The sequence below is a fragment of the Frigoribacterium sp. VKM Ac-1396 genome (genome assembly GCF_015350895.1).
GTDB lineage: Bacteria > Actinomycetota > Actinomycetes > Actinomycetales > Microbacteriaceae > Frigoribacterium.
This window is the reverse complement of record NZ_JADKSD010000001.1, coordinates 1,380,950-1,401,564: the sequence shown is the minus strand read 5'-3', so window position 1 is coordinate 1,401,564 and position 20,615 is coordinate 1,380,950. Positions and strand designations below refer to the sequence as shown.

Genomic DNA, 20,615 nt, shown 5'->3' with positions numbered 1-20,615 from the left:
CGTCAGGGTGCGGCGTGGCGGCCGACCCGCGCGGGGGCGGGTGCTGCGAGTGCGGGAGCGGGCGCGGGTGCGGCGGGGGCGGGTGCGGCGGGGGCCGCGGGCGCGACGTTCGGTGCAGCGACGGGCGCGACGCCCGGCGCGACCGCGTCCGCGGCGTCGGCGACGCTCTGGGCCAGCGCGGCCACCTGTGGGGCGCGACCCGACAGGGCCGCCGCGACCGCCGCCTCCCGGGTCTCGTACATCGTCGGCAGGTCGTGTCCGCCCTCGGCCGTCTCGTAGCTCTGCAGCTCGAGCTCGGCGAGCCGGGCGAACTCGGCCAGCTTCTCGCTCGACACGCTCTTGGCCTTGCGGGGCCGCGTGTTGTGCAGGCAGAACGTGCCGATGGCCTCGCCCGACGACGAGTGGATCGGGTGGCCGGCGTAGAAGTAGCCGTGGTTGAGGTCGAGGTAGGGGTTGTCCTTGAAGCGGTCGTCCTTGCGGGCGTCCTCGACGATGACGGGGGCGTCGGCCGCCACGGTCACGTCACAGAAGGTCAGCTCGCGCGGGATCGACACCGGCAGCAGCTCGGTGTTGACGGCGTAGTACAGCTTCTTGCCGTCGAGCAGCGAGACGACCGCGACGTCGACGCCGAACTCCTTCTCGGCACGGCGGGCCAGGTCCTGCAGCGTGTCCGAGCCGCCGGTGCTCGCGAGCTCGACCAGCTTCTCGGCACCGGACCACTCGAAGGTCGGCTCGGGCAGCGCTCGCCGGGGGCGGGCGGCGGTCGCGAGCGCAGGAGGCGCGGCGGCGGGCGCGAGCGCAGGAGGCGCGGTGTCGGTCGCGAGCGCCGGTGCGGCCGGCGCGGTGGCCCGGGTCGCGGCGGCAGGCACGGGCAGGCCGGCGGGTGCTGGTGGCGTGGGCGTCGTCAGCGGTGCGGCCGGCGCGGTGGCGGCACGGTCCGCCTCGGCCCGGGCCTGCTCGAGCCGGGCGACCTCGGCCCGGGCGTGCTCGAGTCGGGCCGCGATCGGGTCGGCGGTCGGCGGCGCGGACGCGGCCGCGACCGCGGCCGGAGACGATGCCGCGGCCGGGGACGCAGCCACCGCCGGGGACGCGGGTGCGGCCGTCCACGGCGCGGGTGCGACCGCGGGTGCCGGAGAAGCCACCGACGCCGCGAGGCGCCGCGCCCCCTCGAGCTGGGCGGCGACCCGCTCGGGCACGACCGGAGCGATCGAGGTGCGCCCGATGTGCTCGACCGTCTCGCCTCGGCGGACGACGTCGAGCGTCGGGGCGACCCGGTCGGCGACCACGGCGCCCCACTGCCGGTACATCGTCTCGCAGCCGTGTGGGCGGCCCGGCTGCAGCTCGCCCGCGGGCAGGCGGAAGTACGAGGTCGACGGGTGCGCCGAGGCGATCCGTTCGGTGATCTCGTTCATGCGGGCGGCGTGCCGGTCGGCGACCGAGCCGAACGCGTTGTCGAACCGGGTCACCGAGCGCACGGGCTGCACCCCGACCAGCACGATGCGGGCGGTGGGGTGCACCCGGCGGGTCAGGTCGGTGACGAGCGCCGAGACGTCGCGCTGCCAGGAGTCGAGCGGGGTCAGCATGACGGCGTCGTTGAGTCCGAGCATCACGACGACCGTGTCGTAAAGGCTGAGGTCGTGGTCGCCGATCCACGAGCGGGCCGACCCGGCGTTCATCATCTCGTCGCCGATGTAGTCGACCGAGCACGCGCGCCCGGTCTCCTTCGAGGTCTCCTTGGCGATCTGGCCTGTGAGCGCCTGTTCGTGGCTGGTCACGCCGAAGCCGTGGGTCGGGCCGGTGCCGATCAGCAGCACGGTGTCGGGGTCGGGGGAGTCCGCGCGGTAGGTCGGGCGCCCGCGGGGCGAGGGCACGTGGCGCGAGCGCGAGAGCGTCCACAGGTAGAACAGGCGCATGGCCGGCCTCAGCCGTTCGTAGCTTCGCGTCGGGTGCGCGGGTGTGTCGACCGTCCTGGTCACGTGGTGCTCCTCGGGTGTCTCGCGGTGTCTCGTCCCCCTGATCCAGGCTAGGCAGCGGGCCCACGTCGGGCTGCCCCCAGTGCGGGTGCGCGGTGGCCCCCCTTCTGGTCGCAGGCCGGCCGCGGGCGTCGGGCTCGAACCTGGACGTCAGGAGGCGCGGTGCGAGCAGGGTGGTACCCGTGACTCCCACAGACAGCACGTCCCCCGACGACCAGGGCTCCGTCGCCACCGCCCTCGAGCTCGTGGCCGACGAGGTGGACGCCGCCGTCTCGGCGGTGCTCGACGCCGACGCGGGCGACGACGACACCTCGGGCCAGCTCGACGCGTTCGCCGACCTGGTCGACGACGCCGAGCGGGTCTTCGTCCACGGGGCCGGCCGTTCGGGCCTCGCCCTGCGCATGACGGCCATGCGGCTGATGCACCTCGGCCTCGAGGTGCACGTCGTCGGCGAGGTGACGACGCCCGCCATCGCGGAGGGCGACGTGCTGCTCACCGCGAGCGGTTCGGGCACCACGTCCGGCATCGTCGCGGCGGCCCGCACGGCCGTCGACGCCGGGGCCCGCGTGGCCGCGATCACCACCGCCGCCGACTCGCCGCTCGCCGACCTGGCCGAGGCCGTGCTCGTCGTCCCGGCCGCCGACAAGCAGGACCGTTCGGGCACCGCGTCCGCGCAGTACGCCGGCGGGCTGTTCGAGCAGACCGTCGTGCTGCTCGGCGACGCCGTCTTCCACGCCCTGTGGAAGCGCTCGGGCGCCGACGCCGACGAGCTGTGGCCGCGGCACGCGAACCTCGAGTAGCCGCACCGCGCCTCCTGACGGGCACCGCGCCTCCTGACCCTTCCGACCCGACCATCCGATCCACAGAGAGAAGAACGACATGAAGCTCCAGTTCGCCATGGACACCCTGACCACCGACGCCGCCCTCGAGCTGGCGGCCGCCGCCGCACCGAGCGTCGACATCATCGAGCTCGGCACCCCCCTGATCAAGGCCGAGGGCTTCCGTGCCATCACCGCGATCAAAGAGGCCCACCCCGACAAGATCGTGTTCGCCGACCTCAAGACGATGGACGCCGGCGAGCTCGAGGCCGGCGAGGCCTTCAAGGCCGGCGCCGACCTGGTGACCGTGCTCGGCGTCGCCGGTGACAGCACCATCGCCGGTGCCGTCAAGGCCGCCAAGGCCCACGGCAAGGGCATCGTCGTCGACCTGATCGGCGTCGGCGACAAGGCCGCCCGCGCCAAGGAGGTCGTCGCGCTCGGTGCCGAGTTCGTCGAGATGCACGCCGGCCTCGACGAGCAGGCCGAAGAAGGCTTCACGTTCGAGAAGCTGCTCGAGGCCGGCAAGGCGTCGGGCGTGCCGTTCTCGGTCGCCGGTGGCGTGAAGGCCGCCACGGTCGGTTCGGTGCAGGACGCCGGAGCCGACGTCGCCGTCGCCGGTGCCGCGATCTACTCGGCCGACGACGTCGCCGGTGCCGCCGCCGAGATCCGCGCCGCCATCAAGTAGCCCCCGCGGGCGGCCCGCCCCGCCCCTCATCGCACCGTCATGTGAACATCGCACCGCCGAATGTGGCGGTGCGATGTTCATGTGGCGGTGCGACAGGTGGCCTGTGGACAACTTTCGAGGCACGGACGTGATCTAGGGCACAGTGCCGGGGTGAGCGAACCGATCGTCGTGCCCCTTCCTCCTCTTTTCCGCGTGGACTCCGTCGGGACGCACAGTCGCGAGGCAGCGGCGCTGCGGCGACGCGCTCGACGTGGCGAGTACGTCGCTCTCGCCCTCGGCACCTACGTCGAGGCTCGCGCGTGGCGTGCGCTGAGCCCCCGCCCTCAGCACGTGCTGCGGACCCGAGCCGCGCTCGGACGACTGGACGGGCGGGTCGTGGTGTCGCACCTGTCCGCAGCTGCCGTCCTCGACGTGCCGGCCATCGGAACGTGGCCCGACAAGGTCCACGTCATCGACCCCCTCCGGCGTTCGACCCAGACCTCGCCCGGTGTCGTCCGCCACCCAGGGCCCCTCGACTCCGCCGACGTCCGGGTGGTGGACTCCCTGCGAGTCACCTCGCCGGCACGCACGGCCGTCGACCTCGCTCTCGCCTCGTCCTTCCGCGACGGCGTCGTGGCCTTCGACGGGGTGCTCCATCAGGGCACCGCGTCGCGGGCCGAACTGCAGACCGTCCTCGACGCCCGTCCGACCGCCCGCGGTCGCGCAGGAGCCCGGCGAGCGCTGGCTTTCGCCCACGAGGGGGCCGAGTCGGCCGGCGAGTCGTGGTGCCGAGTGCTGCTCGATCGCCTCGGGGCGCCGGCACCGGTGCTGCAGCGAGCCTTTCCCTGGGCCGGGGGCCGCGACATCGTCGACTTCTGGTGGCCCGAGTTCGGCATCGTCCTCGAGTTCGACGGGCTGTCCAAGTACACGAAGGCCTGGTGGCGCGGCGGACGGGCGCCCGAACAGGTCGTCGTGGACGAGAAGATCCGTGAGGATCGCATCCGTGGTCGCCCGGAGGTCAGGGGCTTCGGACGCGCCGTCTGGAACGAGCTGGTGCGCCCCGAGCTGCTCGAGGCCGAACTCGTGCGAGTCGGACTTCCTCTTCGCACCGCCAGGTGAACGTCGCACCGCCACATTCGGCGGTGCGACGTTCAGGTGGCGGTGCGCTGACGGGAGCGAGGGCGGGGCCGGGGGCCGCACGGCAGACGTTTTACCCGCGCGAAACAATTCGTATACAAAACTGGGGCGTGCGGCGCGATTGTATTCAATCCGCGTCGCAGAGACCGATACCGCCCGAGCATCGGAGGCCAGATGGCCCGCCCACCCCGCCCGACCCGCACCGCGGGTGCCGCGAGCGCGTCCCGCGCTGCGAGCACAACCCGCGCTGCGAGCACGACCCGCTGCCGTCGGACCCTCGCGCTGGCGGCCCTGGCCGCCGCGGCGACGCTCGCCCTGACGGCCTGCGTCCCGCAGCAGCCGGCCGGCACGAACCCGCCGGTCAAGGAGGACGTCACGACCGCTCCGATCGGCGACAAGACGATCGTCGAGGGCGGCGACCTCGTCATGGCGCTCTCGGCCGAGCCGGACGCCCTCGACCCCACCACGTCGTCGTCGCTGTACACGCGGTACGTGATGGAGACGATGTGCCAGAAGCTCTACGACATCGACGCCGAGGGCGACCTCGTGCCGTTCCTGGCGACCGAGCTGCCGACCCTGTCGGACGGTGGGCTCACGGTCGACATCCCGCTCCGCACTGACGCCGTCTTCGCCGACGGCACCCCGTTCGACGCCGAGGCCGTCGTCACGACCCTGCGTCGGCACCTCGACAAGCCGGACTCGTCGCGGGCCAGCGAGCTCGGCCCGGTGACCGGCGTCGAGGCCCTCGACGACGACACCGTGCGGCTGACGTACGAGCGTCCCTTCGCTCCGCTGACCGCGGCGCTCGCCGACCGGGCGGGCATGATCATGTCGCCGACCGCGCTCGAGGCCGAGGGTGACGACTTCGGTGACGCCCCGGTCTGCGTCGGGCCGTTCAAGTTCGTCGACCGGGTGCCGCAGACCTCGATCACGGTCGAGCGCGACCCGCTCTACTACGACGCCGCCGACGTGCACCTCGACACGATCACGTACCGCATCATCACCGACGCGAGCATCCGGGCGGCTAACGTCCGGGCCGGCGACGTGCAGGTGGCCGACTCGATGTCGACCATGGACGTCGACGCCCTGATGGCCGACGACGGCCTCACGGTGCTGCAGGTCGGCTCGTTCGGCTACCAGGGCCTGACCGTCAACATCGGCAACCAGGACGGCGTCGGCACCGACCCCGTGCAGATCGACACCCCGTTGGCGAGCGACGTGCGCGTCCGCCAGGCGCTGGCCATGTCGATCGACCGCGACTCGCTCGTGCAGAGCGTGTTCGGGGGCTGGAACGACACCGCCTGCTCCCCGATCCCGCCGACCAGTCCGTTCGCCACGGCCGCCAGCGACGACTGCCCGGGCTACGACCCCGGGGGTGCGAAGCGCCTCCTCGCCGAGGCGGGCGTGACCACGCCGTACGAGATCGAGATGCAGGTCAGCAACAACGCCGACACGCTGCGCCTCGCGCAGGCGTTGCAGGCGCAGGTGGCCGACGGCGGGTTCCGGCTGTCGATCACGCCGGTCGAGTACTCGACGCTGCTCGACGTGCAGTCGCGTGGCGACTTCGACGCGCTGCAGCTCGGCTGGTCGGGCCGCGTCGACCCGAACGGCAACATGGTCAACTTCTTGCGGACGGGTGGTGGCAACAACTACTCGGGCTACAGCGACGCGCGGGTCGACGAGCTGCTGGCCGACGCCGCCGCCTCGATCGACGTCGACGAGCGTGCCGCGCTGTACGGCGAGGTCGTGACCCAGGTGCAAGAGGACGAGCCGCTGATCTACCTGTACCGCACCCGAAGCCTGACCGCGCTGACGAACGAGGTCGCCGGGGTATCCACATACGCCGACGGCGTCGTGCGCCTCAGCGACGCCGCGTTCGTCGAGGGGGAGTGACCCGATGACCCGTTACCTGCTCACCCGGCTCTGGCAGTCGGCCGTCACGCTGGTGATCGCCTCGATCGTCGTGTTCTGGGGCGTGCGCCAGCTGCCCGGAGACCCGGCCCTGGCACTGGCCGGTGAAGAGGCGACGCCCGAGCGCGTCGCGGCGATCCGCGCCGACCTCGGCCTCGACGACTCGCTGATCGTGCAGTACGGCCGGTTCGTCGGCAATTTCTTCCGAGGCGACTTCGGCGAGTCGACCCGCACGGGCACGCCCGTCACCGAACTGATCGGCGCGACCCTGCCGGTCACGTTGTGGCTGGCGCTCTACGCGATCGTCGTCGCGGTCGTCGTGGGCGTCGCGCTGGGCGTCGTCGCCGAGCGCTATCGCGGCCGCTGGCCCGAGTGGATGGCCAACGCCGCCGCCCTGGTCGGTCTGTCGGTGCCGAACTTCTGGCTCGGCATCCTCGCGATCCTCTGGCTCGCGGCGGGCCTGGGCCTGTTCCCGGCGTCGGGCTACGTGCCGGTCGCCGAGAACCCGGCGAGCGCGTTCTACCACCTCACCCTGCCGGCGTTGATCCTCGGCACGAGCCTGGCGGCCGTCATCATGCGGCAGACGCGGGCCTCGATGATCGAGACGATGAAGACCGACTACGTGCGCACCGCCCGGGCCAAGGGCCTCGGCCGTGGCCGGGTGCTGATGCGCTACGGGCTGCGCAACTCGATGATCGTCGTCGTCACGATCGTCGGCCTGCAGCTCGGCGGCCTGATCTCGGGCGCTGTCGTCACCGAACGCATCTTCGCGCTGCCGGGCTTCGGCAAGCTGACGCTCGACTCGGTCTTCACCCGCGACTACCCGGTGATCCAGGCCGTCGTGCTGATCATCACGGTCGGCTACATCGTGATCAACCTGGCGGTGGACGTCCTGTACTCCGTCATCAACCCGCGCATCAGGGTAGGAGGCGCATCGTGACCGTCATCGAGACACCCACCGCCCAGGGGGCCGGCCTCGGCTCGGCCCGGGGTCGGGTCTGGCGGGGGCTGCGGCACAACCGGCTCGGCATCGCGGGCGGCGTGATGCTGCTCATCGTCCTGGTCGCCGGGCTCGCCGCGCCGCTGCTCGCGCCCTACGACCCGACCCGGGTGAACTTCGAGCTGCCGTTCCAGGTGCCCGGCACGGTCGGCTACCTGCTCGGCACCGACGACCTCGGCCGCGACATCCTCTCGCGGACCGTCTACGGCATCCGCGTCTCGCTGCAGGTGGGCGTGCTCTCGGTGCTGCTGGCCGTCGTCGTGGGCACCCCGCTCGGCCTGCTGGCCGGCTACTGGCGCTGGCTCGACGGCGTCATCTCGCGCCTGACCGACGTGATGCTGGCCTTCCCGTTCTTGATCATCGCCGTGGCGCTCGCCGCGATCAGCGGCCCGAGCCTGACGAACGCCGTGGTCGCCCTCGGCATCGCGCAGGTGCCGACGATGATCCGCGTGGTGCGCGGGGAGACTCTGCGCATCAAGTCGACCGACTTCGTGCTCGCCGCGACGACGATGGACGCCACCGGCCTGCGCGTGATCTTCCAGCACGTGCTGCCGAACTGCGTCTCGGCGATCATCGTGCAGGCGACGGTCATCATGCCGGTCGCCGTCATCGGCGAGGCCCTGCTGTCGTTCTTGGGGCTGGGCATCCAGCCGCCGACGGCCAGTCTGGGCATCATGCTCAGCGACGCGCAGCAGTACCTGGCGAAGGCGCCGTTCGCGGCCGTCGTGCCGGGGCTCGCGATCGCCGTGATCTGCCTCGGCTTCAACCTGTTCGGCGACGCCCTGCGCGACGCCCTCGACCCCACCGCCAGCGACCGGAAGTGAATCCCTCGTGAGCTACACCACCCCCGACGAGTTCGTCACCCGCCCCGACCTGCGGGGCACCTTCGGCATGACGTCGTCGACCCACTGGCTGGCGACGGCGTCGGCGCAGTCGGTGCTCGAGCGTGGCGGCAACGCCTTCGACGCCGCGGTCGCCGGAGCCTTCGTGCTGCACGTCGTCGAGCCCCACCTCAACGGCCCCGGGGGCGACCTCACCGCGATCTACGCCACGGCCGACGCGCCCGACGCCCCGACGGTGCTCGTCGGCCAGGGGCCCGCCCCCGCCGCGGCGACGCGCGAGCACTACCTGGCCGAGGGCCTCGAGCTCGTCCCCGGTTCGGGAGCCCTGGCCGCCGCCGTCCCCGGTGCCGTCGACGCCTGGCTCAAGCTGCTGGCCGAGCACGGCACCTGGCCGCTCGCCGACGTGCTCGCGTACGCGATCGGCTACGCCCGCGACGGCCACCCGATCGTGGCGCGCGTGGCCTCGACCATCGAGACCGTGGCCGACCTGTTCACCGAGCACTGGCCGACGTCTGCCGCGCAGTGGATGCCGGGCGGCGAGGTGCCCCGCGAGGGCGACCTGCTGACCAACCCTGCCTACGCGGCCGTCCTCGACGAGCTGGTCGCGGCCGGCGAGGCCCTCGGCCCCGACGCGACCCGTGAGGCGAAGATCGAGGAGGCGCGGGTCGAGTGGGGCAGCGGACACGTCGCGCAGGCGATCGACGCGTTCGTCCGCACTCCGCACCGTCACTCGTCGGGCACCGACCACGCGGGCGTCATCACGGCCGCCGACGTCGCTGCCTTCCGGGCGACGACCGAGCCCGCGACCACCGTCGAGTTCCGTGGTCACACCGTCGCCAAGACCGGTGCCTGGGGCCAGGGTCCGGCCCTGCTGCAGGTGCTGGCCCTGCTCGAGCCGCTCGACGACGAGGTGCTCGACCCGTCGACCGCCGACGGTGCGCACACGATCGTCGAGGCGCAGAAGCTCGCGATGGCCGACCGCGAGGCCTGGTACGGCCCGGGCGACGTGCCGCTCGACACCCTGCTGTCGGCCGCCTACGCCGACGAGCGGCGCGCGCTGATCGGCGAGCGGGCCTCGCACGAGCTGCGTCCCGGCGACGTCCCCGGCCGCGAGCCGTACGCCCTGCCGACGATGCGCACCGAGTACCTGCCGCCCGCACTCAGCGAGGCGCCCGCCGGCGTCGGCGAGCCCACGGTCGCCGCCCCGAGCGCCCCGAGCGCGTCGAACAGCCCGACCGCGTCGAGCACCCCGACCACGGCGACCGCGTCCACCGCCACGGCGACCGCGTCCACCGCCGCGGCCACCGCGCCCGCCGAGGACGCCCCGCCCACCGGCACCGCGCCTCCTGCCGACCGTCTGGCCGAGCCGTTCACCGAGCCGACGGGTGACACCCGCGGCGACACGTGCCACCTCGACGTGGTCGACCGCTGGGGCAACGTCGTCTCGGCGACCCCGTCGGGCGGCTGGCTGCAGTCGTCGCCGACGATCCCCGAGCTGGGCTTCTGCCTCGGCAGCCGCCTGCAGATGTCGTGGCTCGACGAGGGCACGGCGTCGACGCTCGAACCCGGCACCCGCCCGCGTACCACGTTGACCCCGACCCTCGTGCTGAAGGACGGTCAGCCCGTGGTCGCCCTCGGCTCGCCCGGCGGCGACCAGCAGGACCAGTGGCAGCTGCTCTACCTGCTGCGCACGATCGTCGGCGGCTACACGCCGCAGCAGGCGATCGACGCCCCGGCCCTGCACACCACGTCGTTCCCCGGCAGCTTCTGGCCCCGCACCTGGACGCCCGGCGGCGTCGTGGTCGAGGACCGCCTGGGCGACGACGTCATCGCCGCCCTGGTCGCCCGCGGCCACGTCGTCACCCGCGCCGGCGACTGGTCGCTCGGCCGGTTGTCGAGCGTGTCGCGAGACCCCGAGACCGGCGTGCTCTCCGCCGCCGCCAACCCCCGAGGAGCCCAGGCCTATGCCGCAGGACGTTGAGAACACGACCCCACCGCTGCTGAGCGTGCGCGACCTGCGCGTCTCGTTCGGCGACACCCCGGCCGTGCACGGCGTCGACCTCGACGTCCGGCCCGGCGAACGGGTCGCGATCGTCGGCCAGTCCGGTTCGGGCAAGTCGACGGTGGTCGCGGCCATCCTGCGGCTGCTGCCCGGTGCCGGCCACATCACGGGCGGCTCGATCAAGCTCGCCGGGCCCGACGGCGACGCCCTCGACCTGGCGCAGGCGTCCGAGGCGCCGATGCGCCAGGTGCGCGGCGCCCGCATCGGCCTCGTGCCGCAGGACCCCTCGACGAACCTCAACCCGTCGATGAAGGTCGGTGCGCAGATCGCCGACGCCCTGCGCACCCACGGCCTGCGGGGCCACGACGAGGTGCAGCGCCGCGTCGTCGCCCTGATGACCGAGGCGGGCATCCCCGAGGCCGAGCGTCGGGCGGGGCAGTTCCCGCACGAGTTCTCGGGCGGCATGCGCCAGCGCGTGCTCATCGCGATCGCCCTGGCCCGTGAGCCGCAGCTGCTGATCGCCGACGAGCCGACCAGCGCGCTCGACGTGACGGTGCAGCGGCAGATCCTGAACCACCTGCAGACGCTCGTCGAGAGCGGGGGCACGTCGCTGCTGTTCATCACGCACGACCTCGGGCTCGCCGCCGACCGCACCGACCGCATCGTCGTGATGCTCGAGGGTCGCGTCGTCGAGCAGGGCACCCCCGAGCAGATCCTGCGTCGCCCGCAGCACGAGTACACGAAGCGCCTGGTCGCGGCCGCGCCGACGCTGGCCTCGGCCACCGCGTCGCGTCGCGGCGAGACCGTGCTCGAGACGGCGACGGACGCCGAGGAGGCGCGGGTCGACCCGATCCTGACCGTCACCGACCTGGTCAAGGAGTTCCGCCTCCGGGGTCGCCGTGGCGAGCAGGTGCGGGCCGTCGACCACGTCTCGTTCGAGGTGCCGCGCGGCACGACGACCGCGATCGTGGGCGAGTCCGGCTCGGGCAAGACGACCGTCGCCCGCATCGTGCTCGGCCTCGAGACGGCCACGAGCGGGTCGGCCCTGATCGACGGCGAGAGCATCACGGCGAGCCGTGGTGCCTCACGTCGGGCGTTGCGGCGTCGGGTGCAGCCGGTCTTCCAGGACCCCTACGGCTCGCTCGACCCGTCGTACAGCATCGAGCGGCTGGTCGACGAGCCGCTGCGCATCTTCGGCGTCGGCGACCGCGCCTCCCGTCGGCAGCGCGTCGCCGAGCTGCTCGACCAGGTGGCCCTGCCGCGCTCGGTCGCGCAGAGCCGACCGAACGAACTGTCGGGCGGGCAGCGGCAGCGCGTGGCGATCGCGCGGGCGCTCGCCCTCGAGCCCGAGCTGCTGATCTGCGACGAGGCCGTCTCGGCCCTCGACGTGCTCGTGCAGGAGCAGATCCTCGAGCTGCTCGGCGACCTGCAACGACGACTCGGCCTGAGCTACCTGTTCATCACCCACGACCTCGCGGTCGTGCGGCAGATCGCCCACGACGTGGTGGTGATGCGCAAGGGTGCCGTGGTCGAGCGGGGTAGCGTCGACGACATCTTCCTGTCGCCCCGTGCCGAGTACACGACCGAACTGTTGGGAGCCATCCCCGGTGCCAGCCTCGCCCTCTGAGGGCACGCCCCCCGTCGTGCTCGTCGACGCCCTCCGCCGAGAGATCGTCGACGGCCGCCTCGTGCCGGGCACCCGCATCACCGAGGCGTCGGTCGCCCGCCGCCACGGGGTCTCGCGGGTGCCGGTGCGCGAGGCGCTGCGCGCGCTCGAGGCCGAGGGCTTCGTCGTGTCGACGCCGAACGTGGGCAGTCGGGTCGCGGCGATCCCGGTCGACGAGGCCGACGACCTCTTCGCGGTGCGCGAGGCGCTCGAGATCTCGACCGCGCGGCGGGCCGCACTGCGGGCCCGCGAGCTGTTCGGCGAGCCCAGCCCGCCCGAGGACTGGTGGCGCACCCGCCGCGAACTCGGGCAGCTGCTCGACGACGGCGACGAGGCCGTCGAGGCGGGCGACCTCGACCGGCTGGTCGAGCTGAACGACCGGTTCCACGTCGGCGTCGCGCGCCTGAGTGGCAGCGCCACGCTCGGCACCCTGCTGCGCCAGCTCTCGAACAAGATCGAGTGGCTCTACGCCCTCGACACGTTCTCGCGCGGCAAGCGGCTCTGGCCCGACCACCGCCGCATCCTCGCGGCGATCGACGCGGGCGACGAGGCGGCGGCCGCCGAGCTGATGGGCTGGCACGTGCGCGAGTCGCGCATCGGGTTCCTGGCCCGCACCGAACCCGCCGACCGCGTGGCCGACCTGCGGGCCACCCCGCCCGCCCTGCCGCCGACGATCGCGGCGTCGGCCAGCACGGCGCCGGCGTCCTCGACGACCTGACCCGCGCCTCCTCGGCTCGCCGCCGCCGCCGCCGGTCGTCGACGGAGGCCCGTCGGGGCCCGGGCGTGCAGGGGCTGCACGTTCTCAGGTGACGGGCGGCGTCGCTGCTTACTGTTCTCGGTCATGGACGAACCTCCCTCTCACATGCCCTGGCCTCTCCCGCGCCTGACCGCTCGTGCGGTCGTCACAGACGGGGAGGGGCGACATGAATGAGTGGGTCATGGTCGGCATCGGCCTCGTGCTGACCGTCGGCACCGGCTTCTTCGTCGCGTCCGAGTTCTCGCTGGTCAACCTCGACCGGAGCGAGCTGGAGGCGCGGCGCGACCGGGGCGAGAAACGCCTCGGTCCGACGATCGGTGCGTTGCGCATCACCTCGACGCACCTCTCGGGTGCGCAGCTCGGCATCACGCTCACCACGCTGCTGACCGGGTACACCTTCGAGCCGGCCATCAGTTCGCTGCTGAGCGGACCGCTCGACGCCGTGGGCGTGCCCGCCGGGGCCGTGCCGGTCGTGGGCAGCGTCGCGGGCATCGTGCTCGCCACCCTCTTCTCGATGGTGGTCGGCGAGCTCGTGCCGAAGAACTTCGCCCTCGCGCTCCCCCTGGCCACGGCCAAGTTCGTCGTCCCGTTCCAGGTGGCGTTCACGACGGTGTTCAAGCCGCTCATCGTGCTGTTCAACGACACGGCCAACGCCGCCATCCGTGCGATGGGCATCGAGCCGAAAGAAGAACTGTCGGGGGCCCGCTCGGCCGAAGAGCTCAGCTCGCTCGTGCGCCGGTCGGCGCTCGAGGGCCAGCTCGACCAGGACCACGCGACCCTGCTCGGCCGCACCCTGCGCTTCTCGCAGCACGACGCCTCCGAGGTGATGACCCCGCGCGTCCGCATGACGACCGTCGCCTCGACCGGCACGGCCGCCGACGTCGTCGAGGCCGCCCTCGCCTCGGGGTTCTCGAGGTTCCCGGTGATCGGCGACGACAGCGACGACATCGTCGGCGTCGTGCACGTGAAGCACGCGTTCGCCGTCCCGCTCGCCGAGCGCGCCTCCGTCGGCTCGACCTCGCTGATGCAGGAGGCGCGGTTCGTGCCCGAGAGCATGGGCACCGACTCGCTGCTCGGCCTGCTGCGCCACGGCGGCCTGCAGCTCGCGGTCGTCCGTGACGAGTTCGGCGGGACCGCCGGGCTCGTCACCCTCGAGGACGTCGTCGAAGAACTCGTGGGCGAGCTCGAGGACGAGCACGACCGGGCCCGCGTGGGCATCGTGCGCCAGGCCGGCACCGTGCTCTTCGACGGTGCTCTGCGGCCCGACGAGCTCGCCGACCGGGCGGGCATCCGCGTGCCCGACGACGGCGACTACGAGACCGTCGCCGGCTTCGTCATCGACCGGCTCGACCGACTGCCCGAGGTCGGCGACGAGGTCGCCCTCGAGAGCGGTAGCGGCAGCCTGCGGGTCGAGCGCGTCGCGCAGGGACGCCTCGAACGACTGCGCTTCGTCCCGGCGCCCGACCCCGCGGGCGGCCTCGACGCCGTCGCGCCCACCACCGAGCACGACCGCGTGGTCGCCTCACTGAGAGAAGGGGTCACCCGATGAGCGAGTACCTGCCCGGCATCGTCTGGCTCGTCGTGCTGCTGGTCGTCAACGGATTCTTCGTCGGCGCCGAGTTCGCCGTCATCTCGGCCCGCCGCTCGCAGATCGAGCCGCGTGCCGAGGCCGGCAGCAAGGCGGCGGCGAAGACGCTCTGGGCGATGGAGCACGCGACGCTCATGCTGGCCACCAGCCAGCTGGGCATCACCGTCTGCTCGCTCGTCATCTTGAACGTCTCGGAGCCGGCGATCCACCACCTGCTCGAGATCCCGCTCGGACTCACCAGCCTCTCGGCCGAGGCGATCGGCGTGGTCGCCTTCGTCGTGGCGCTCGTGCTCGTCACGTTCTTGCACGTGGTCGTGGGCGAGATGATCCCGAAGAACCTGTCGTTCTCGGTGCCCGACCGGGCCGCGCTGATCCTGGCGCCGCCGCTCGTCTTCGTGGCGACCGTCTTCAAGCCGGTCATCTGGTCGCTGAACGCCGTCGCCAACGGCGTGCTGAGGGCCTTCCGGGTCGAACCGAAGGACGAGGCGACGAGCTCGTACACCCTCGACGAGGTCGCGACGATCGTGCTGCAGTCGACGCGAGAGGGCACCCTGACCGACTCGTCGGGCACCCTGTCGGCCGCGTTCGAGTTCACCACCCGCAAGGTGCGCGACGTCGAGGTGCCCCTCGACGAGATGGTGCACCTGGCACCGGGGTCGACGCCGGCGGACGTGCAGCGGGCCGTGGCGGCCCGCGGGTACTCGCGCTACGTGCTGACCGACGGTGAGGGTCAGCCCACCGGCTACCTCCACCTCAAGGACGTCATGGACCTCGTCGACGACGAGTCGTTCGGGGCGCCCGTGCCCGAGAAGCGCATCCGTCGCCTCGGAGCGGTCGGTCGGGACACCGACCTCGAGGATGCCCTCGCCTCGATGCGCCGGGTCGGCGCCCACGTGGCCCGGTCGGTCTCGCCCGACGGAGTCACCACCGGAGTGCTGTTCTTGGAGGACATCATCGAAGAGCTCGTCGGAGAGGTCGACGACGTCACCGTGACGTGATGGTCGGTGCCGGTGCCGGTGCCGGTGCCGGTGCCGGTGCCGGTGCCGGCGGCCGGCGGGCGGCGCCTCAGCTGGGGGTGTGTGGGCCGGGCAGGGCGTGCACCTCGGCGGCCGCCGCCTCGGCCGCGATCGGGTCGCCCGCCTCGGTCGCCCGGCGGAGGGCCGTGAACGACGCGGCCATCGAGTCCCAGTGCAGCACCTGCACGATGTTCGGCACCCGCAACTTGTAGGCGAGGCCGTCGGTGACGTCCGAGCAGACCTTGACGAGGGCGGGGTTGCCGCAGTGCTCGACGTAGGTCGAGAACAGGGCGACGGCGTGGGCGTTGAGCGCCGGGCCGTCCTCGCGGGCGAGGTCGTCGAGGCAGACGTCGATCGCCCGCACGATGTCGCGGGTGACCTCGGGCGTCAGGTTCGGCACGGCGAGACGGACGGCACCCGCGAAGAGCACGCCCAGGGTCTGCACCGCCTCGACGGCCTCTTCGGCCTTGGGGGTGGCGACCTTCGTGTAGCGGTTCGGGGCCATCTCGACCAGACCGGCACGGACGAGGTCGCCGAGGGCCTCTCGGATGGGGGTGCGTGAGACCTGCAGCCAGGCGATCAGCTCGTCGTCGTGCAGTCGCTCGCCGGGCTCGAGCGTGCCGTCGATGATCGCGTCACGGATGCGGCTGCGGACCGTGTCGCGCAAGAGCTGCCGCTCGGCGGCTGGGGGAGAGACGGGGATCGGCATGCGGCCTCCTGGAGATCTGGGGCGGGATGCCCAGCCGACATACTAATACATTTTCGGCTTTCGTTGCCCGATGGGCAGTGAAGGTAGAATGTCAATTCTAACCCGCATGGCCGTGACGACGACGCCGGGACGACGCTGTCAGCACGACGAAGCCCCGCCCCTCGACGGAGGGGCGGGGCTTCTCGACTCGGGTCGGGTCGGGTCGGCGTCCTTACTCGGCGGTCGCCGTGGCGGGTGCCGCCACCGGGACGTGCTGCGAGGCGACCTCGACGCCGTGGGCGTCGCGCAGAGTCGTCAGGGTCTGCTCGATCTCGTCGTCGCGCTGCTCGGGCGTCCAGCCGAGCGAGTCGGCCATGACGTCCGCGATCTCGGTCAGCAGCTCGATCGTGACGCCTCCCACGAACGCGAGGTTCGTGCGGCGCAGGACGACGTCGGCCAGGTGGACGGCGTCCTCGTGCTCGGCGAAGTAGGCGATCTCGGCCGTGGTGAGCGTCGGGTCGGCCTCGAGGGCCTGCGACGGCTGGTCGAGCAGCACCTCGATGACCTCGGAGGCGCGGGTTCCGTAGCGGGTCAGCAGACGGTCGACCTGGTCGCGGTCGAGTCCGTCCGCGTGGGAGGCGATCCAGGTGGTGCGGGCGCCGTCGGTGGTCGGGAACCCCTTGCCGCCGCCGATCGCCATGCCCGTCGTGTCGACGGACCGGGTCACGCCGAGCTTCGTCGTCGCCTCGGTCGAGAGGTGCGCCGACAGGGCCCGGAAGGTCGTCCACTTGCCGCCGACGAGGCTGAGCACCGTCGTGCCGGGCAGCTCGGCGACCTCGGTCTCGACGATGCGGTAGTCGCGTGACACGAAGCCGGCGGCGAGGTCGTCGTGCTTCGGCAACGGGCGCACGCCCGAGTACCGGTACACGATGTGGTCGCGGTTCAGCTCGATGGTCGGGTAGACGTGCTTGACGAGGTCGAAGAAGTAGTCGACCTCTTCTTCGGTGCAGACGGCGGGCTCGGCCATGTCGGCCTCGAGGTCGGTGGTGCCGATCAGCACGCGGCCCTTGAGCGGATAGATCAGCACGATGCGGCCGTCGTTGTTCTCGAAGAAGATCTCGCGGCCGTTGGTGGCCTCGAGCAGCTCGGGGCTGTCGACGACGATGTGCGAACCCTTGGTGCCGCCCATGTACTGCGACTCGGCGCCGAAGGCCTTGTTGGTGAGGTCGGTCCAGGGGCCGGAGGCGTTGACGACCACGTCGGCCTTGACGGTGAACTCGGTGCCGCTGACCACGTCGCGCAAGGTGACGCCACCGTCGGCGGTGCCGACGGCCTCGAGGTAGTTCGCGCTGCGGGCGTTGTCGCCGGCGGCTAGGCCGTCCTTCAGCACGTCGAGGGCCAGGCGCTCGGGCTCGTGGACCGAGGCGTCGTAGTAGGTGCCGGTGTACTTGAGCGACTCGTTCAGGTGCGGCATCTCGGCCAGGGCCTTCTTGCGCCCGAGGAACTTGTGCCGCGGCACCGAGCCGCCGTCGCGCGAGAACGAGTCGTACATGGTCATGCCGACCTTGATCAGCAGTGCGCCGCGCTCCTTCGTGGAGCGCTGCTTGTGCGTGAGCATGCGCAGCGGCGCGTTCAAGATGCCGCTGAACGTCGAGAAGATCGGCATCGTGGTCTGCAGCGGCTTCACGTAGTGCGGAGCGATCTTGAGCAGCCCGTTGCGCTCTTCGACGCTCTCGCGGACGAGGCGGAACTCGCCGTTCTCGAGGTAGCGGATGCCGCCGTGGATCATGTGCGACGAGGCCGCGGACGCACCCGAGGCGTAGTCGGAGCGTTCGACGAGCACGACGTCGACGCCCTGCAGGGCGAGGTCGCGGAAGGTCGCGATGCCGTTGATGCCACCGCCGACGACGAGCACCTGCGCCGTCGGGCGGTCGACGATGCGCTGCACGTTGGGACGGATGGTGTCTGTCTTCTTCGACATGGTCACTGCTTCTTTCGATGCGATGTCTGGTGGTGGTGGCCGACTCGTCGTGCGGGCCGGTAGATTCATCGTCGTCCCGATGCACACAAGGTGCAACGTATCTGCACGAACGTGCAAGGAGGTCTCCGTGGTCGCTGGCGATCAGTCCGAACGCACCCAGGAGGCACTGCGCGCGGCGCATCTCTACTACATGCAGGACCTCACCATGGAGGCCATCGCGCACGAGCTGCAGACGTCCCGGTCGTCGGTGTCGCGCCTCCTGAAGTCGGCTCGTGAGACCGGTCTCGTGGACATCCAGATCAAGTCGCCCCTCGACCAGCCCACCGCCGTCGGGGACGGCCTGCACCGCCGCTTCGGCGTGGTCGCGCACGTCGTCCCGGTGCCCGACCAGACGAGCGACGTGGACCGGCTCGACCGGGTGGCGCTGTCGGCTGCACGAACGCTCACGCAGTACGTCGACTCGAACATGGTGGTGGGCGTCGCGTGGGGCTCGACCGTGAGTGCGGTGAGCCGGTACCTGGTGCCCAAGACGACGCACAACACCGTCTTCGTGCAGCTGAACGGAGCAGCCAACACCCGCACCACCGGCATCGAGTACGCGAGCGAGATCCTCCGCCGCTTCGGGCACGCGTACGGCGCGCTGATCCAGCAGTTCCCGGTGCCCGCGTTCTTCGACGACCCCGACACCAAGCGCGCGCTGTGGAGCGAGCGCAGCACTCGCCGCGTCCTGTCGCTGCAGGGCGAGATGGACCTCGTGGTCTTCGGCGTCGGCTCGCGCGAGGCGCACGTGCCGAGCCACGTCTACTCGGGGGGCTACCTCGAGCAGAGCGACCACGACAGCCTCGTCCACGACCACGTCGTCGGCGACGTCGCGACGGTCTTCTTCCGCGAGGACGGCTCGTCGGCCGACATCGAGCTGAACCAGCGGGCGACCGGGCCCGACCTGGCGACCATCCGGCGGACGCCACGACGCGTCTGCGTCGTCGCCGGCGAGGCGAAGGTCGTCAGCGTCCGGGGGGCCCTGGCCGCCGGCCTGGTCACCGACCTCATCCTCGACGAGGGGACGGCCCGGGCCCTCCTCGCGAGCTGACGCTCGAGGGCAGGAGGCGCGGTCGGGGTACAGCGGGCCAGCCGCGACCCAGCCCGCACGCGTAGACGGGAACGGTCGCACACCGGGCCCCCACGCGGGCCCCGAGAGGAGCATCACCATGGCAAGCACCGAACTCACCGGACGTCGCGTCCTCGCGATCGTCACCAACTACGGCGTCGAGCAGGACGAGCTCGTCGTCCCCGTCGCGAAGCTGCGCGAACAGGGCGCGACCGTCGTCGTCGCCGCCGTGTCGACCGAGCCGGTCGAGACCCTCGTCGGCGACAAGGACCCGGGGCAGACCGTCCGTCCCGACACGACGATCGCCGAGGCCGACGCCGCCGACCACGACATGTTGCTCGTGCCCGGCGGCACCATCAACGCCGACACCCTCCGCACCGAGAGCGACGCCGTCGACCTCATCAAGGCGTTCGCGGCGGCCGGCAAGCCCGTCGCGGCCATCTGCCACGGCCCGTGGGCGCTGATCGAGGCCGGACTCGTCGAGGGCAAGGAGCTCACGTCGTTCGCGTCGTTGCAGACCGACGTCCGCAACGCAGGCGGCACCTGGGTCGACCGCTCGGTCGTGACCGATGTCGAGCAGGGCTTCACGCTCGTGACGTCGCGCGACCCCGACGACCTCGACGACTTCGTCCGCGAGGCCTCGACCGCCCTGGCCGAGACCGCCTAGGGTCCGTCCCGCTGCGTGCGGGTGCCCATCGTGCCCCGACGGGGGACGACGGGCACCCGCACGGGTCTTTAATGGGTGTTCGGGCCGGTCGTCGGCCCGCACCCGGTCGCTGAGGCGACCGACCGATCGAGAGAGGGGCGCGACGATGTTCGGCAAGACGCGCGCCGTCCCCTCGGAACCCGCGACGCCCGACCCCGTCGCACTCGAACGCGCCGTGTCCGAGGGCGTCCTGATCTCACGGGCCGCGGCCGTCGTGTCGGTCGCCAACTCGATCGTGATCCGAGCCCTGCGCGACCACGAGCACTTCGACCACGACCGCACCCGCGAGGCCGTGCGGACGATCCTCGGGCGGCTCGCCGCCGAGCAGCGGGAGCAGAACGAACGCATCGCCGGCGAACGGGCCAAGGCCCTGAAGGCCAAGGGCCGGTCTCGCCACCAGCACGACTACCGGCGGGGCGACGACGACACCCTGTGGTTCCGCGAGAAGACCTACACGGCCGTGGCCGAGAGGCTCGACGACCTGCAGTCCGACGACGACTTCGTCGGCGGCATCGTCGCCGCAGCCGTCGAACGGGCCTGGGGAGACGTCGGTGCCGTCATCGTCACCCGGGTGTCGGCCGTCGAGGCGGTCGACCCGGCGTACCACGACGAACGCGACCAGCGCCTCCGGGACTTCGTCGACGGGGACATCGCGCGCCTGCTCGCACAGCCCCCTCCGGGGTCCGACGCGCCGCGGTCGTTCTGACGCCCGCGCGTCGGCCCCCGACCTGGGGCTGGCCGGCCCCGACGACGTCGGC

Annotated in this window: 17 protein-coding genes; 14 read left to right on the top strand and 3 right to left on the bottom strand. The window is 72.1% G+C overall.

The features are described 5' to 3' along the window. Positions 1 to 2: 2 nt before the first annotated feature. Entirely contained in the window at positions 3 to 1,976 is a 1,974-nt protein-coding gene (locus tag ITJ55_RS06505; RefSeq protein ID WP_194594567.1) for a GAF domain-containing protein, read from the bottom strand. Between the two features lie 179 nt (positions 1,977 to 2,155). Between ITJ55_RS06505 and hxlB the strand changes: the two genes are divergently transcribed. The 11 genes from hxlB to ITJ55_RS06450 all read left to right on the top strand — a co-directional run bounded on the left by hxlB (position 2,156) and on the right by ITJ55_RS06450 (position 15,356). After that, the gene (gene hxlB, locus ITJ55_RS06500; protein WP_370544049.1) at positions 2,156 to 2,773 is read left to right on the top strand and encodes a 6-phospho-3-hexuloisomerase; all 618 of its coding nucleotides are present in this window, start codon (positions 2,156 to 2,158) and stop codon (positions 2,771 to 2,773) included. Positions 2,774 to 2,852: 79 nt separating this feature from the next. Continuing rightward, on the top strand, positions 2,853 to 3,476 hold the full coding sequence (gene hxlA / locus ITJ55_RS06495; protein WP_043597635.1) for a 3-hexulose-6-phosphate synthase: 624 nt from the start codon (positions 2,853 to 2,855) through the stop codon (positions 3,474 to 3,476). A 150-nt stretch (positions 3,477 to 3,626) separates the two neighbouring features. After that, positions 3,627 to 4,574, top strand: a complete 948-nt coding sequence (locus ITJ55_RS06490; RefSeq protein WP_194594566.1) for a hypothetical protein — start codon at positions 3,627 to 3,629, stop codon at positions 4,572 to 4,574. A 192-nt stretch (positions 4,575 to 4,766) separates the two neighbouring features. Further along, positions 4,767 to 6,485: an ABC transporter substrate-binding protein gene (locus ITJ55_RS06485; protein ID WP_194594565.1), complete on the top strand. Its 1,719-nt coding sequence runs from the start codon at positions 4,767 to 4,769 to the stop codon at positions 6,483 to 6,485. Positions 6,486 to 6,489: 4 nt separating this feature from the next. Beyond that, positions 6,490 to 7,443, top strand: a complete 954-nt coding sequence (locus ITJ55_RS06480) for an ABC transporter permease (RefSeq protein ID WP_056259014.1) — start codon at positions 6,490 to 6,492, stop codon at positions 7,441 to 7,443. After that, positions 7,440 to 8,327, top strand: a complete 888-nt coding sequence (locus ITJ55_RS06475) for an ABC transporter permease (RefSeq protein WP_370544048.1) — start codon at positions 7,440 to 7,442, stop codon at positions 8,325 to 8,327. Before ITJ55_RS06480 ends, ITJ55_RS06475 begins: the two co-directional genes overlap by 4 nt. Before the next feature lie 7 nt (positions 8,328 to 8,334). Further along, positions 8,335 to 10,326, top strand: a complete 1,992-nt coding sequence (locus ITJ55_RS06470; protein WP_370544047.1) for a gamma-glutamyltransferase family protein — start codon at positions 8,335 to 8,337, stop codon at positions 10,324 to 10,326. After that, positions 10,310 to 11,974, top strand: coding sequence for an ABC transporter ATP-binding protein (locus tag ITJ55_RS06465; protein ID WP_194594564.1), 1,665 nt, complete (start codon positions 10,310 to 10,312; stop codon positions 11,972 to 11,974). Before ITJ55_RS06470 ends, ITJ55_RS06465 begins: the two co-directional genes overlap by 17 nt. Further along, on the top strand, positions 11,955 to 12,731 hold the full coding sequence (locus ITJ55_RS06460; protein WP_235491427.1) for a GntR family transcriptional regulator: 777 nt from the start codon (positions 11,955 to 11,957) through the stop codon (positions 12,729 to 12,731). Before ITJ55_RS06465 ends, ITJ55_RS06460 begins: the two co-directional genes overlap by 20 nt. A gap of 205 nt (positions 12,732 to 12,936) precedes the next feature. Beyond that, positions 12,937 to 14,319: a hemolysin family protein gene (locus ITJ55_RS06455; RefSeq protein WP_194594563.1), complete on the top strand. Its 1,383-nt coding sequence runs from the start codon at positions 12,937 to 12,939 to the stop codon at positions 14,317 to 14,319. Further along, complete coding sequence (locus tag ITJ55_RS06450; protein WP_194594562.1) at positions 14,316 to 15,356, top strand: CNNM domain-containing protein; 1,041 nt, start codon at positions 14,316 to 14,318, stop codon at positions 15,354 to 15,356. Before ITJ55_RS06455 ends, ITJ55_RS06450 begins: the two co-directional genes overlap by 4 nt. A 67-nt stretch (positions 15,357 to 15,423) precedes the next feature. Here the strand turns inward: ITJ55_RS06450 and ITJ55_RS06445 are convergent, their stop codons facing one another. Both ITJ55_RS06445 and ITJ55_RS06440 read right to left on the bottom strand, forming a co-directional pair. Next, entirely contained in the window at positions 15,424 to 16,083 is a 660-nt protein-coding gene (locus ITJ55_RS06445; protein WP_194594561.1) for a GntR family transcriptional regulator, read from the bottom strand. A 211-nt stretch (positions 16,084 to 16,294) separates the two neighbouring features. Next, positions 16,295 to 18,043, bottom strand: coding sequence for a glycerol-3-phosphate dehydrogenase/oxidase (locus tag ITJ55_RS06440; RefSeq protein ID WP_194594560.1), 1,749 nt, complete (start codon positions 18,041 to 18,043; stop codon positions 16,295 to 16,297). A 190-nt stretch (positions 18,044 to 18,233) separates the two neighbouring features. Here ITJ55_RS06440 and ITJ55_RS06435 point away from each other — a divergent pair, with 190 nt between their 5' ends. The 3 genes from ITJ55_RS06435 to ITJ55_RS06425 all read left to right on the top strand — a co-directional run bounded on the left by ITJ55_RS06435 (position 18,234) and on the right by ITJ55_RS06425 (position 20,563). Beyond that, on the top strand, positions 18,234 to 19,133 hold the full coding sequence (locus tag ITJ55_RS06435; RefSeq protein ID WP_228498015.1) for a sugar-binding transcriptional regulator: 900 nt from the start codon (positions 18,234 to 18,236) through the stop codon (positions 19,131 to 19,133). A 118-nt stretch (positions 19,134 to 19,251) separates the two neighbouring features. Beyond that, the gene (locus tag ITJ55_RS06430; protein WP_194594558.1) at positions 19,252 to 19,818 is read left to right on the top strand and encodes a type 1 glutamine amidotransferase domain-containing protein; all 567 of its coding nucleotides are present in this window, start codon (positions 19,252 to 19,254) and stop codon (positions 19,816 to 19,818) included. Between the two features lie 145 nt (positions 19,819 to 19,963). Next, on the top strand, positions 19,964 to 20,563 hold the full coding sequence (locus tag ITJ55_RS06425; RefSeq protein ID WP_194594557.1) for a hypothetical protein: 600 nt from the start codon (positions 19,964 to 19,966) through the stop codon (positions 20,561 to 20,563). Positions 20,564 to 20,615: the final 52 nt, after the last annotated feature.